At 68.2% G+C, this 12,414-nt stretch carries 14 protein-coding genes; all 14 read right to left on the bottom strand.

From position 1 onward, the window contains the following. Positions 1 to 91 precede the first annotated feature (91 nt). The gene (gene flhA / locus ACXU4B_RS13900) at positions 92 to 2,182 is read right to left on the bottom strand and encodes a flagellar biosynthesis protein FlhA (protein WP_131411538.1); all 2,091 of its coding nucleotides are present in this window, start codon (positions 2,180 to 2,182) and stop codon (positions 92 to 94) included. Between the two features lie 12 nt (positions 2,183 to 2,194). Next, on the bottom strand, positions 2,195 to 3,331 hold the full coding sequence (gene flhB, locus ACXU4B_RS13895) for a flagellar biosynthesis protein FlhB (RefSeq protein ID WP_131411540.1): 1,137 nt from the start codon (positions 3,329 to 3,331) through the stop codon (positions 2,195 to 2,197). Between the two features lie 12 nt (positions 3,332 to 3,343). Then, positions 3,344 to 4,108, bottom strand: coding sequence for a flagellar biosynthetic protein FliR (gene fliR, locus ACXU4B_RS13890; RefSeq protein WP_240734135.1), 765 nt, complete (start codon positions 4,106 to 4,108; stop codon positions 3,344 to 3,346). Between the two features lie 2 nt (positions 4,109 to 4,110). Next, the gene (gene fliQ / locus ACXU4B_RS13885; protein ID WP_131411544.1) at positions 4,111 to 4,380 is read right to left on the bottom strand and encodes a flagellar biosynthesis protein FliQ; all 270 of its coding nucleotides are present in this window, start codon (positions 4,378 to 4,380) and stop codon (positions 4,111 to 4,113) included. Further along, entirely contained in the window at positions 4,377 to 5,132 is a 756-nt protein-coding gene (fliP, locus tag ACXU4B_RS13880; RefSeq protein ID WP_131411546.1) for a flagellar type III secretion system pore protein FliP, read from the bottom strand. Before fliP ends, fliQ begins: the two co-directional genes overlap by 4 nt. Then, complete coding sequence (gene fliO / locus ACXU4B_RS13875; protein ID WP_131411548.1) at positions 5,129 to 5,506, bottom strand: flagellar biosynthetic protein FliO; 378 nt, start codon at positions 5,504 to 5,506, stop codon at positions 5,129 to 5,131. The genes fliP and fliO overlap by 4 nt, the downstream gene beginning before the upstream one ends. Positions 5,507 to 5,511: 5 nt before the next feature. Next, positions 5,512 to 5,859 (bottom strand): flagellar motor switch protein FliN, encoded by a 348-nt coding sequence (gene fliN / locus ACXU4B_RS13870; RefSeq protein WP_131411550.1) that lies wholly within the window; start codon positions 5,857 to 5,859, stop codon positions 5,512 to 5,514. Further along, positions 5,856 to 6,872: a flagellar motor switch protein FliM gene (fliM, locus tag ACXU4B_RS13865; RefSeq protein ID WP_131411552.1), complete on the bottom strand. Its 1,017-nt coding sequence runs from the start codon at positions 6,870 to 6,872 to the stop codon at positions 5,856 to 5,858. The genes fliN and fliM overlap by 4 nt, the downstream gene beginning before the upstream one ends. Before the next feature lie 18 nt (positions 6,873 to 6,890). Continuing rightward, entirely contained in the window at positions 6,891 to 7,394 is a 504-nt protein-coding gene (locus tag ACXU4B_RS13860; RefSeq protein WP_131411554.1) for a flagellar basal body-associated FliL family protein, read from the bottom strand. Positions 7,395 to 7,712: 318 nt separating this feature from the next. Further along, positions 7,713 to 8,897, bottom strand: a complete 1,185-nt coding sequence (locus ACXU4B_RS13855) for a flagellar hook-length control protein FliK (protein ID WP_131411556.1) — start codon at positions 8,895 to 8,897, stop codon at positions 7,713 to 7,715. 55 nt (positions 8,898 to 8,952) lie between these two features. Beyond that, positions 8,953 to 9,390, bottom strand: a complete 438-nt coding sequence (gene fliJ, locus ACXU4B_RS13850; protein ID WP_131411558.1) for a flagellar export protein FliJ — start codon at positions 9,388 to 9,390, stop codon at positions 8,953 to 8,955. Beyond that, on the bottom strand, positions 9,387 to 10,751 hold the full coding sequence (gene fliI / locus ACXU4B_RS13845; protein WP_131411560.1) for a flagellar protein export ATPase FliI: 1,365 nt from the start codon (positions 10,749 to 10,751) through the stop codon (positions 9,387 to 9,389). Before fliI ends, fliJ begins: the two co-directional genes overlap by 4 nt. After that, positions 10,748 to 11,398 carry a flagellar assembly protein FliH gene (locus ACXU4B_RS13840; protein WP_131411562.1) on the bottom strand — a complete coding sequence of 217 codons (651 nt, stop codon included), beginning with the start codon at positions 11,396 to 11,398 and terminating at the stop codon, positions 10,748 to 10,750. The genes fliI and ACXU4B_RS13840 overlap by 4 nt, the downstream gene beginning before the upstream one ends. Continuing rightward, positions 11,395 to 12,408, bottom strand: coding sequence for a flagellar motor switch protein FliG (gene fliG / locus ACXU4B_RS13835; protein WP_131411564.1), 1,014 nt, complete (start codon positions 12,406 to 12,408; stop codon positions 11,395 to 11,397). Before fliG ends, ACXU4B_RS13840 begins: the two co-directional genes overlap by 4 nt. Positions 12,409 to 12,414 lie beyond the last annotated feature (6 nt).

The following is a 12,414-nucleotide window of genomic DNA, read 5'->3' as shown; positions in this document are numbered from 1 at the left end:
GCCATGCCTCGCGGCAGGTTTTGCCCACTCGCCAGCGGCCTGGTTTTCGCGCCCTCGCTACTCATCCCCATTCCCTCTCTCGTCTGCTGATTCAACGACCCAGCGCCTGCACCAACCGCACTCTGCGGTTGTCCGGCACTTCGTTGTAGGCCAGTACGTGCAGGTTCTGTGCCACGTGCCGGGTGAAGCGCGCGAGCCACGGGCGAAGCTGCGGCGCGACCAGCAACACCGCCGGTTCGCCGCTCATTTCCTGCTTGCGCGCAGCGTCGGCGACGCCTTGCTGCAGGCGGTCCGCCAGCCCCGGTTCCACCGCTGCGCCCGCTACGCCGCCATTGGCGAGCGAACCGAGCAGGATCTGCTCCAGCTCCGGCGCCAGCGTGATGACCGGGATCTCGGTGCCCAGCCCGCTGATCTCCTGCACGATCTGCCGCCCCAGTGCCACGCGCACGGCGGCGGTGAGAGTGCCGGGATCCTGACTCTGCCCCGCGTGCTCCGCCAAGGATTCGACGATGCTGCGCATGTTGCGGATCGGCACGCGTTCGGCCAGCAGGTTCTGCATGACCTTGACCACCACGCCCAGCGACAGGCGCTTGGGCACCAGGTCCTCCACCAGCTTGGGCGTGGTCTGGGCCAGGCGGTCGAGCAACTGCTGCACGTCCTGGTGGCCGAGCAACTCGTGCGCGTGGCCCTGCAGGATGTGCGAAAGATGCGTGGCGATGACCGTGGCCGGATCGACCACCGTGTAGCCGAGGCTCTGCGCCAGCTCGCGCTGGCCCGGTTCGATCCACAGCGCTTCCAGCCCGAACGCCGGGTCGCGCGTGGCGATGCCCTGCAGCCCTTCCTGCACGCGGCCCGGGTTGATCGCCAGCAGCCGGTCGTTGTGGATCTCCGCCTCGCCCATCGGCACGCCCATCAGCGTGATGCGGTAGGTATTGGGACCGAGGTCGAGGTTGTCGCGGATATGAACCGCCGGCACCAGGAAGCCCAGCTCCTGCGACAGCTTGCGGCGCACCGACTTGATGCGGCCCATCAGCTCGCCGCCCTGGTGCGTGTCGACCAGCGGAATCAGCCGGTAGCCCACTTCCAGGCCCAGAGGGTCGACGCTGGCCACGTCTTCCCAGCCCAGTTCCAGCCGTTCCACCGGAGCCGGCGCCACCGGTATGTCGGTGGCGGCCCTGGCCAGCTGTTCGCGCGCCTCGCGTTCGCGCTTGACCATCAGCCACGCCGCGCCGCCGCAGGAACCGCCAAGCAGCAGGAAGGCCATGTTGGGCATGCCGGGAACCAGCCCCATCACGCCGAGCACCACGCCGGCCACCGCCAGCGCGCGCGGCTGGCCGAACACCTGGCCGATCAGCTGCTTGCCCATGTCCTGCGACTTGGACACGCGGGTGACGATCACCGCCGTGGCGATGGACAGCATCAGCGACGGCACCTGCGCCACCAGGCCGTCGCCGATGGTCAGCAGCGTATAGGTCTTGGCGGCATCGCTGGCCGAAAGCCCGTGTTGCATCACGCCGACGAAGAAGCCGCCGACGATATTGATCAGCAGGATCAGGATGCCGGCGGTGGCATCGCCGCGCACGAACTTCGACGCACCGTCCATCGAGCCGTAGAAGTCCGCTTCCTCGCGCACTTCCTGGCGACGGTCGCGCGCCTGTTCCTGGTTGAGCAGACCGGCATTGAGGTCGGCGTCGATCGCCATCTGCTTGCCGGGCATGGCGTCGAGGGTGAAGCGCGCGGTCACTTCCGACACGCGCGTGGCGCCCTTGGTCACGACCACGAAGTTGATGATGGTGAGGATGGCGAACACCACCAGGCCCACCGCGAAATTGCCGCCGATGACGAACTCGCCGAACGCCTCGATCACCTTGCCCGCGGCGCCGGGGCCGTCATGGCCGTGCAGCAGCACCACGCGGGTGGAGGCGATGTTGAGCGCCAGGCGCAACAGCGTGGCCATCAGCACCACGGTGGGAAACGCGGCGAATTCCAGCGGGCGCATCACGTAGATCACCGCCAGCAGGATCACCAGCGATAACGCGATGTTGAAGCTGAACAACATGTCCAGCAGGAATGGCGGCAGCGGCAACATCATCATCGCCAGCATGGCGAGCATGATCACCGGCGCACCGACGCCGCGGCGTCCCAGGGATTTCAGGCTATCGATTGCGGTAGCAGTGGCCATTCACGGTTTCCGTCAGAACTTGTAGGGACCCATCAGGTCCGGATCGATATCGGGCTGGGGCGCCGGCGGCGGCTCGTCGCCGCGCACCACCGCCTGCTTCAACTGGAAGACATAGGCGAGCACCTGCGCCACGGCGACGTACAGCGCGGCGGGGATCTCGCGATCGATCTGGGTGGTGGCGTACAGCGCGCGCGCCAGCGGCGGTGCTTCCACCAGCGGGATGCGATGGCTGCCGGCGACCACGCGGATCTGCTGCGCCAGTTCGTCCACGCCCTTGGCGATCACCCGCGGTGCGCCCATGCGGCCTTCGTCGTAGCGCAGCGCCACCGCGAAGTGGGTGGGGTTGGCGATCACCACGTCGGCCTTGGGCAGCTCCTGCATCATGCGCTTGCGCGCCATCTGGTACTGCAGCTGGCGGATGCGTCCCTTGAGCTCCGGATTGCCTTCGCTTTCCTTGGACTCGTCCTTCAGCTCCTGCTTCGTCATGCGCAGGCGCTTGCCGTGGTCGAACTTCTGGTAGAGCGCGTCGGCGCCGCCGATCAGGGCCAGGATCGAACCGAACAGCAGGGCCGCGCGTCCGAGCAGCCCCATCGCCTTGAGCATGCTGGCGCCGACGTCGCCGCGACCGGTCGACATCAGCTCGGCCTGCCAGTGCTTCATCACCATCAGCAGCACCGCGCCGATCAGCAGCAGCTTCACCAGCGACTTGGCCAGCTCCACCAGTCCGCGCAGCGCGAAGATGCGGCCCAGCCCGGCGAGCGGGTCGAGCCGTTCGAATTTCGGCTGCAACGCCTGCGAGCTGAAATGGATGCCACCCAGCAGGACCGGCGCCGCCAGGGTGGCGAGCAGGGTCGCCAGGGCCACCGGGGCGAACAGCGCGAAGGCCTCGTGCATGGCCAGGCTCAACACGCGTCCGGGCAGCTGGTCACTGAACAAGGCGTCGCGGCCGTAGCCCAGGCCCATGCCATAGATCCGCCGCACATGCTCGAGCGAACGTTCGCCGCCGCTGATCAGCGCCGACACGCCGGCCAGCACCACCACCGCGCCCGACAGGTCGCGCGAGCGCGGTATGTCGCCCTTCTCCCGCGCTTCGCGCAGGCGTTTTTCCGAGGGTTGTTCGGTGCGTTCCTGGTCGCTCTGCTCGGACATGGCCGGACCTCCTCAGCCGCCGACCAGTTCGTGCATCAGCGACCAGGCGCTGCCCTGCAACGATTCGAACGCGCCCGGCAGGCTGTGCAGCGACAGCCACAGGGCCACGAAACCCAGCGTCACCGTGATCGGAAAGCCCACTGCAAACAGGTTCATTGACGGCGCCGCACGGCTGATGGCGGCAAAGCCGATGTTGACCAGCAACAATGAGGTCATCGCGGGCAACGCCACGCGCACCGCGCCGGCGAACAACTGGCCGGCAAACAGCACCACCGCATGCAGGCCCGATGGCCCGATCGCCACCTTGCCCGGCGGCAGCGTACGGAAACTGTCGGCCAGCAGCGCGATCAGGCGCAGATGGCCGTCCATGGCGAGAAACAGCAGCGTCACCATCAGCAGGTAGAACTGGCTCAGCACCGGCGAACTGCCGCCGCCGCGCGGGTCTACCGTCTCGGCGAAGCCCAGGCTCATGCTCTGGCCCACCAGCTGCCCGCCCAGCGCCACCGCCTCGAACGCGAGCTTGAGCACGAAACCGATCGAGGCGCCGATCAGCAGCTGGTTCACCATCACCGCGATGCCGTCGGCGGTCATCGGATCCGTGGCGGCCGGTGCCAGCGGCGCCAGCACCGCCGTCAGCACCAGCATGATGCCGAGGCGGATGCGCGCGGGCGCAACCGCATCGCCGAACACTGGCGCCATCAGGCACAGCCCGCCGACCCGGCCCATGGCCCACATCAGCGAGCCCAGCATGGGCTGCAGGCTGGCCAGGTCGAGCATGGTCACTTCACCGCCCCCGGCAGGCTCTCGATCAGCTGCCGGGTGAACTGCACCAGCGTGCGCAACATCCACGGCCCGGCGATCAGCGCAACCACCGCCATCGCCACCACCTTGGGAATGAAGCTCAGGGTCATTTCATTGATCTGCGTGGCAGCCTGCACCACGCCGATCACCAGGCCCACGAACAACGCGGTCAGCAGCAGCGGCGCCGCCACCATCATCGCCACGTAGAGCGCGTGCTGGCCGAATTCGATGACGGACTCGGGGGTCACGTGTAGAAACTCCCCGCCAGCGTGCCCAGCAGCAGCGTCCAGCCATCCACCAGCACGAACAGCATGATCTTGAACGGCAGCGAGATGATGGTGGGCGACACCATCATCATGCCCATCGACATCAGCACGCTCGCCACCACCAGGTCGATGATCAGGAACGGGATGAACAACAGGAAGCCCATCTGGAACGCGGTCTTCAGCTCGCTGGTCACGAAGGCCGGCATCGCCACGCGGAACGGCACGTCGTCCTTGCTGGCATACGGCTTTTCATTGGCCAGGTGGGTGAACAGCTGCAGGTCGGCGTCGCGCGTCTGGTCCAGCATGAAGCGCTTGAACGGCGCGGCGGCGGCGGGTACGGCCTGTTCGGCGCCCATCTGCCCGTCCATGTACGGCTTCACGCCGTCGGCATAGGCGTGGTTGAGCACGGGCGACATCACGAACAGGGTGAGGAACAGCGCGAGCCCGAGCAGCACCTGGTTCGACGGCGTGGACTGCGTGCCGAGCGCCTGGCGCAGGAAACCCAGCACCACGATGATGCGCGTGAACGACGTCATCATCAGCAGCACCGCCGGCAGCACGGTCAGTACCGTCATCAGTGCCAGCAACTGCAGCGACAGCGTCCAGTTCTGCGCGCCGCCCGGGCCGTTCTGCACGGTCAGCGCGGGAATGCCCGCCGTCGTCAACGGCGCGGCCCATGCCAGCACCGGGGCGAACAACAGCACGGCGAAGGACAACCAGCGGAGTGTCCTCATGGCGTGCGCTTCCAGCGTGCGAGCAGCTCGCCGAAGCCCACCGGCGCCGGCATCGCCGCGGCCACGTCGGGTGCGGCCGCCTCACCTTCGTAGACGTGCAGGGTGCGCATGCCACCCTGCCCCACGCCGATCAGCAGGCGCTTGCCGTTGGCATCGATCAGCAACAGGCGCTCGCGCGCGCCCACGGCCATGGTTTCCACGCAGCGCAGGCGACGTCCACCCGGCACCGTGCGCGCCTGCAGCCGGCGGCTGAGCCAGCCCGCGGCGAAGATCAGCACCACGATGCCCAGCAGGCTGAGAAGCACGCGCACGAGTTCGCCACCCAGGTTGATGTCGGGTGCGGCCACGGCCGGCACGGCAAGGGCGAGCAGCATGCAGGTCACCGCAGCTTGCGCACGCGTTCGGCCGGACTGATCACGTCGGTGAGACGGATGCCGAAGCGCTCGTTGATCACCACCACTTCGCCATGCGCCACCAGGGTGCCATTGACGAACACATCCAGCGGCTCGCCGGCGGAGCGATCGAGCTCCACCACCGAGCCCTGGTTGAGCTGCAGCAGGTTGCGGATACTGATGCGCGTGCGCCCCACTTCCATGGCAAGCGTCACCGGCACGTCGAGGATCATGTCCAGGTTGACTTCCGCGCCATCGGCACCGGGGCTGCTGAGCTGGTCGAATTCGACGCGCTGGGAGGCGCCGCCGGCCAGGGCGTCATTGGGCAGATTCATGCGAGGGCCTTCTCCGTGACAAGATCAGTCGACAGGCGCATTTCGCGGCGGCCCGTCGGGGCGTGGAATCGAACAGCATTGCGGCCGTTGGACAGGCCATAGCGGCCACGGAACACCGGCACGTCTTCGGCGAAGACCGTGCTCAGCTCGGGCAGCTGGATGGGGATGACGTCGCCGGGACGCAGGCGCAGGAACTCGCCGATATTGATGCGCGTCTCCAGCAGCAGCGAGCTGAGCTCGACTTCGGCGTCGAGCACTTCGTCCTGCAGGTTCTCGGCCCAGCGGTCGTCGCGGTCCACGCGATCGCTCTGCACGCCGGCGTCGAGCATGGTGCGGATCGGCTCGACCATCGCGTACGGCAGCGTGAGGTGCACTTCGCCGCCGCCGCCATCGAGCTCGACGTGGAACTTCGACACCACCACGGTTTCCGTCGGGCTGACGATGTTGGCGAACTGCGGGTTGATCTCGGAATTGAGGTACTCGAAATTCAGCGGCAGCACCGGTGCCCACGCTTCCACCATCGACGCGAACAGCTCGGCCAGCATGATCTGGATGACCCGGTTCTCGGTGGCGGTGAAGTCGCGCCCTTCGATGCGCGCGTGGAAGCGCCCGTCGCCGCCGAAGAAATTGTCGATCACGGTGAAGACCAGGCGCGGCTCCATCACCACCAGCGCCGTGCCGCGCAGCGGCTTGATGCGCACCAGGTTGAGGTTGCTTGGCACGGCCAGGGTGTGCACGTACTCGGCGAATTTGATCATCTTCACGCCGAGCACCGACACCTCGCAGGTCTTGCGCAGCACGCCGAACACGGCCGTGCGGAAGAAGCGGGCGAAGCGGTCGTTGACCATTTCCAGCGTCGGCAGGCGGCCGCGCACGATGCGATCCTGCTGGGTGAAGTCATAGGAGAGCACCGCATCGCGCGGCGGCGGCTCGTCCTTGCTGGTGGCGACGGCGCCGCCTTCGACGCCGTTGAGCAGGGCGTCGATTTCCTCTTGCGAAAGCAGATCGCTCATGGAGGCTCGGCCTGTCCGTTACTGCATCACGAAACTGGTGAAATAAAGCGCCTCGACACCGGGGCGGCCGAGGCGGTCGTTGACGATCTTGCGCACCGCGGCCAGCGCCTGCGCCTGCAGCTTCTGCTTGCCGGCGGCGTCGCTGAGGATGGTGTAGTCCTGGCTGCTGAACAGCATCACCAGCGCATTGCGGATCACCGGCTCGGCGTCTTTCGCGGCCGCCAGCGAAGCAGCGTCGTGCGACATCAGGCTCACGCCGACCTGCAGGAAGCGCATGGACTGGTCGTCGCGGAAATTCACCACGAACGGCGGGTCCAGCGGCATGTATTGCTCCTGCTTGGACATCGCCACCTTGGGCGCCCCTGCCGTGGCGCCTTCATGGGGCGCGCGTGCGCCCAGCAGCACGTAAGCGCACACGCCAGCCATCGCCAGCAGGGCCACGCCCATGATCAGGACGAGTTTGGACGAACCCTTCTTCGGGGCGGACGCGGTGGTTTCCGAAACTTGCTCGTTCTGAGCCATGCCAATCTCGATCCCTGTCGGTTGCTGATGTGCAGGCGGCTCGCTGCGAGCGCCTCATGACGTCGTTTGCAAACGCCATGCCATCGGCGGGAATCGTTGATGCAGCTCGTTTTGCCCTAGCTCGCGATGGATGCGTGGCGCTTTCTTGACGCGCGTCGGGGATTGGTCGCGGCGGGTTGGCGACGGCTGCCGGAAGCTTGTCGCGCGTGCGAGGTCACGACCGCGCCAGGGCGCAGGCGCGGATCGAGGCTTGCATCGGAATGAAGATCAACTTGGCGAGGCACGCCGTTTTGCGGAACCGCTGCTGCTCCGCTCGGCTCAGGCAAACATGTCCAGCAAGCCCACCGCCTTGACCACGGGCGCCACCACCGATGCCAGCCCGCCATCGTCCGTCGACGCGGCATCGCCGTTGGCCGCGGTGCCAGGCGAAGCACCCTGGGAGTGGGAATCGCCACGCCCGCCCTGCCCCACTTCCGCGTGGCCCAGCGCGAGCCCGTGATGCGCGAGCATCGCGTCGAGCTGGCCCAGCGTCTGTTGCACGGCGTGCACGGCCTGCGGATGCTGCGCGATGAAGCTCACGTCCACGTGGTCGTGTTGCACGCTGACCTTCACGTCGAGCTGGCCGAGGTCTTCGGGATGCAGCCGGATGCGCGCCTGCTTGAGGTCCTGCCCTCCTAGCCATGCCACCTGCTGGCCCAGCTCCTGGGCGAACGCAGGAGAACCCACGGCCGAGTTCATGGTCAGCGCGTGCGCCGGCGCGACGGTTGGCGCCGCGGCGGGTGCCTGCATCAGCGGCGAGGCGCTCATGGCACGAAGGGCGTCCAGTGGATCGCTGCGCTCGCCCTGGGTCGTGGTGGCGGGGGTCGCATGGCCGCCGGCATCGCCCTTCGGCCCGGTTCCGGTGACCGCTGCCGCCACCGCAGTTGCCGCGTCATCGACGTCGCCCTTGGAGGCCGACAAGGCATCGTCAACGAGGCCATCCACGACGCCGGCGTCATCACCGGCATCGCCCGTCGCAGGCGTTGGCGCCTTGGCGGCCAGCGGCATCAGGCCCGGGCTCGGCGCCGGCAGCGCACCGGCGAGAACATCAATCGTCGCGCTCTTGGTAGCGGCGGCTTCGCCAGCGCTGCCCTCGCCCGCCGCCGGCACGGCCGCAGGCGCGGCTGCCGCCAGCGCGGGAACGCTTTGCCCGAGCAGGGCCAGCATCGCCGTGGTGGCATCCGATGCGTCGCCCTGCGCGGGCTTGTCCTTGTCGCTGTCCTTGGGCTGATCGTCCGTGTCATCGCGCGAGGACTCGGCCGCTGCCGTCGATGTTGCAGGCGCTGCCCGCGTCGCGGACGCGTTGCCCGACGTAGCCGTGTGTTGCTGCCGGGCCTCGTGCAACGGCCGGCTGAAGTCATCGTGCGCGCCGTGACGGGCAGCACCGGGCCGCGCCTCGACAGGCGCGGCCGGCGCCGTGGCGGCTGCCGCCGGCTTGATGTTCAGGGCAACGGAAGATGCCATGCACTACGCTCCATCGAAACCTGTTCAAGTTTGCGCCGGCCGCCGGCGATGCCACTCATCGCGCCCACTCCCGCGCCGGGCGGCGGTGCTGCATGCGCTCGTCGACCTCGGCCTGTTCGCGGCGGTCCTCGCTCTTGCGCTCCTGCTCGCGATAACGCTCGATCACGCTGCCCAGCGCCTGCTCGCGCGCATGTGCGTCGCGCCACAGGCCCCGCACGTGGTCGAGCACGCGCTGCAGCCGCGCCACCTCCAGCATCTGCTGGGCGATCACCTGGTCGATGCGCTCGACAAACTGGCGGCGGTTGAGCAACGCGCTCACGCTCACCCCGCCTGCCGTCTCGGCGTATTCCTGGCGGTAGCGCTGCAGTTCGGCCAGCTGCTGCTCGCCCTTGGCCAGCCGCTGTTGCTGCTCGGCCAGGCGCTGCATAGCCTCTTCCTGGCGCTCGCGCGCGAGATCGGCGGCGGGCTGCAGGCGGTTGGCGCGCGACTTCACGGCGCGCTCCCGGCGGCAAGCGCCTCGAGCGCGGCGATGGCGTCGCCGAGCGCGGTGGGATCATCCACTTCCTGCTGCAGGAAATCGCGCAGGCGCGGCCACATGGTGATGGCGTGGTCCACCTGCGGGTCGGAACCCTTCTGGTACGCACCCACCGCAATCAGGTCTCGCTGCTGGCGATAGGCCGAATAAACCTGGCGGAAGCGTTGCGCGGCACGCAGATGCTGGCGCGTCACCACCGCTGGCATGACGCGGCTGATGGAGGCCTCGATGTCGATCGCCGGGTAATGGCCGGCCTCGGCAAGGTCGCGCGACAGCACGATATGGCCGTCAAGAATCGCGCGCGAGGCGTCCGCGATCGGATCGTGGCGGTAGTCGTCGCCTTCGGTCAGCACGGTGTAGAACGCGGTGATCGAGCCCCGGCCTTCGGCATCGTTGCCCGCGCGCTCGACCAGTGCCGGCAGCATGGCGAACACCGACGGCGGATAGCCCTTGGTGGCCGGCGGTTCGCCGATCGCCAGCGCGATTTCACGCTGCGCCTGGGCATAGCGCGTGATGGAATCCATCAGCAGCAGGACGCGCTGGCCGCGGTCGCGGAACCATTCGGCGATCGCCGTCGCGTACTGCGCGCCGCGCAGGCGCTTGAGCGGCGGCGCATCGGCGGGCGCAGCGACAATGACGGCGCGCGCGCGGCCTTCCGGCCCCAGCGTGTGCTCGACGAATTCCTTCACTTCGCGGCCGCGCTCGCCGATCAGCCCGACCACCACCACGTCGGCGTCGGTGTAGCGCGTCATCATGCCCAGCAGGGTGGACTTGCCGACGCCGGAACCGGCGAACAGGCCCAGGCGCTGGCCGCGCCCCACGCTGAGCAAGGCGTTGATCGCGCGCACGCCGGTATCCAGCGGCGTGTCGATTGGCTTGCGCGACATCGGGTTGATCGGCTCGCGCTTGAGCGTGGCGTGCTCGTCCACGTCGAGCGGGCCCATGCCGTCGAGCGGTACGCCATCGGCGCCGACCACGCGACCGAGCAGGGCCATGCCGACCGGCAGCCCGCTGGTATGGGCGCATGGCCGCACCCGCGCATTGGGCAGCACGCCATGCATCTCGGTCACCGGCATCAGCAGCAGGCGCTCGTCGGCAAAGCCGACCACTTCGGTATCCAGTTCATTGCCATCGGCGGTGGCGACCATGCAGCGCGCGCCGAGTGGCGCCTCGCAGCCTTCGGCCTCCAGGGTCAGACCCACCACGCGACGCAGGCGACCTTCCACGGTCAGCGTGCGCGCGGTGAGCGCGCGCTGCCGGCGCCGGGCCAGCCGCTCCTGCCACAGCGCCGTGGGCGAATGGCCGGGCGGCCGACTCATCCACGCACCTCGTCGGCATCCGCGTCCACATCGTCCGCTTCGGCGCCGAGCACGGCATCGACCACGGCGGCCAGCCGCGCTTCCACGCGTGCATCCAGGCGCGAGCGCTCGGTTTCGAGCAGGCAGTCGCCACGTTGCAGGCTGCCGTCGGCCAGCAGCTGCCAGTTCGCTTCGGCCACGCCGAGCGAACGCACCAGCGCCAGGTCCTGGGGATGCAGGCGCACGCGCAAGGCACCGGTGGCCGACGGCAAGGCCAGCACGGACTGCCGCACGGCCTCGACCACCAGGTCGGGTGCCGTGCGCAGCTCGTGTGCCACCACCTGGCGCGCCACGGTCATGGCCAGTCGCGCCAGCTCCAGCTCGACCAGTTCGTCCATCGACTGCAGCGGCCGTGCGGCAGCATCGAGCAGCGCATCGAGCTGCGCCATGCGCGAGTTCAGCAGGTCGCGTGCAGCGGCCATGCCTTCGGCATGCCCGGCCGCGTAGCCTTCGTCGCGCGCCTGTTGTTCCAGCGCTTCGAGGTCGCGCACGGTCGGCTGCGCCGCGGGCTCGGCGGGCGCGGCCGCCACGGCGGTTGCCTCGCCCATGTCGGGCGGCAGCCAGCGCTGGAAGTCGAGCAGATTGTCGCGATTGAGTACAGCGTTCATGCCACCAGCTCGTCACCGGTACCGGAAAGATTGATCGCGCCCGAGTCGGCCAGCTTGCGCGCGATGCCCAGCACTTCCTTCTGCGCGGCGTCGACTTCGCTCAGGCGCACCGGGCCGGAAACCTCGAGGTCGTCGCGCAACATGTCGGCCGCACGCTTGGACATGTTGGCGAAGATCTTCTCGCGCACACCCGGCTCGGCGCCCTTGAGCGCGGTGACCAGGCGCGCCGTGGGCACTTCGCGCAGCAGGGTCTGCATGCTGCGGTCGTCCAGGTCGCCGAGGTCCTCGAACACGAACATCAGTTCCTCGATGCGGCCGCCCAGGCCCGCGTCGTGGGTGCGGATGGCCGTCATCAGTTCGTTTTCGCGACTGCTTTCCATGGCGTTGAGGATGTTCGCTGCCGCCTTGAGGCCGCCGACGCTGGCGGATTTCAGCTTCTTGGTGTTGCCGCCCGAGAACTGGCGCTCCATGATTTCGTCGAGCTCATTGAGCGCATGCGGCTGCACGCCGTCGAGCGTGGCAATGCGCATCACCGCGTCGCTGCGCACGCGCGGCGGCAGGTAGCCGATGACTTCGGCGGCCTGGTCCGGTTCGAGGTGCGCCAGCACCAGCGCGATGATCTGCGGATGCTCCTGGCTGATCATCTCGGCGATGGCACGGCTCTCCATCCACTTGAGCGATTCCAGGCCCTTGCTCGAACGGCCCAGCAGGATGCGGTCGATAAGACCGCCGGCCTTGCTCTCGCCCAGTGCGTTGACCAGGATCTTGCGGATGTACTCCTCGGTGCCCACGCCCAGCGAGGTATGCCGGCCCATGTCGTCATTGAGGCGCTCGAGTACTTTCTCGACCTGGTCGCGCGACACATTGGTGAGGCTGGCCATCGCCGAGCCCACGGCCTGCACGTCACGTGCGCTGAGGTGCTTGAGCACTTCGGCGGCGTCCTGCTCACCCAGCGTGAGCAGCAGAATGGCAGCGCGCTGGGCGCCGCCGAGGGGTGCTTCTGCCTTCATGATTGG

This window comes from Dyella soli (assembly GCF_054482295.1).
This window is presented reverse-complemented; position numbering and strand designations above follow the sequence as displayed.

Excerpts from the sequence above, each read along its gene's own strand:
- fliM (WP_131411552.1), bottom strand. The coding sequence starts at position 6,872 with ATGAGCGATCTGCTTTCGCAAGAGGAAATCGACGCCCTGCTCAACGGC.
- ACXU4B_RS13840 (WP_131411562.1), bottom strand. The coding sequence starts at position 11,398 with ATGAACGCTGTACTCAATCGCGACAATCTGCTCGACTTCCAGCGCTGG.
- flhB (WP_131411540.1), bottom strand. The coding sequence starts at position 3,331 with ATGTCCGAGCAGAGCGACCAGGAACGCACCGAACAACCCTCGGAAAAA.
- flhA (WP_131411538.1), bottom strand. The coding sequence starts at position 2,182 with ATGGCCACTGCTACCGCAATCGATAGCCTGAAATCCCTGGGACGCCGC.
- fliG (WP_131411564.1), bottom strand. The coding sequence starts at position 12,408 with ATGAAGGCAGAAGCACCCCTCGGCGGCGCCCAGCGCGCTGCCATTCTG.
- fliP (WP_131411546.1), bottom strand. The coding sequence starts at position 5,132 with ATGAGGACACTCCGCTGGTTGTCCTTCGCCGTGCTGTTGTTCGCCCCG.
- fliI (WP_131411560.1), bottom strand. The coding sequence starts at position 10,751 with ATGAGTCGGCCGCCCGGCCATTCGCCCACGGCGCTGTGGCAGGAGCGG.
- fliO (WP_131411548.1), bottom strand. The coding sequence starts at position 5,506 with ATGCTGCTCGCCCTTGCCGTGCCGGCCGTGGCCGCACCCGACATCAAC.
- fliR (WP_240734135.1), bottom strand. The coding sequence starts at position 4,108 with ATGCTCGACCTGGCCAGCCTGCAGCCCATGCTGGGCTCGCTGATGTGG.
- ACXU4B_RS13855 (WP_131411556.1), bottom strand. The coding sequence starts at position 8,897 with ATGGCATCTTCCGTTGCCCTGAACATCAAGCCGGCGGCAGCCGCCACG.
- ACXU4B_RS13860 (WP_131411554.1), bottom strand. The coding sequence starts at position 7,394 with ATGGCTCAGAACGAGCAAGTTTCGGAAACCACCGCGTCCGCCCCGAAG.
- fliN (WP_131411550.1), bottom strand. The coding sequence starts at position 5,859 with ATGAATCTGCCCAATGACGCCCTGGCCGGCGGCGCCTCCCAGCGCGTC.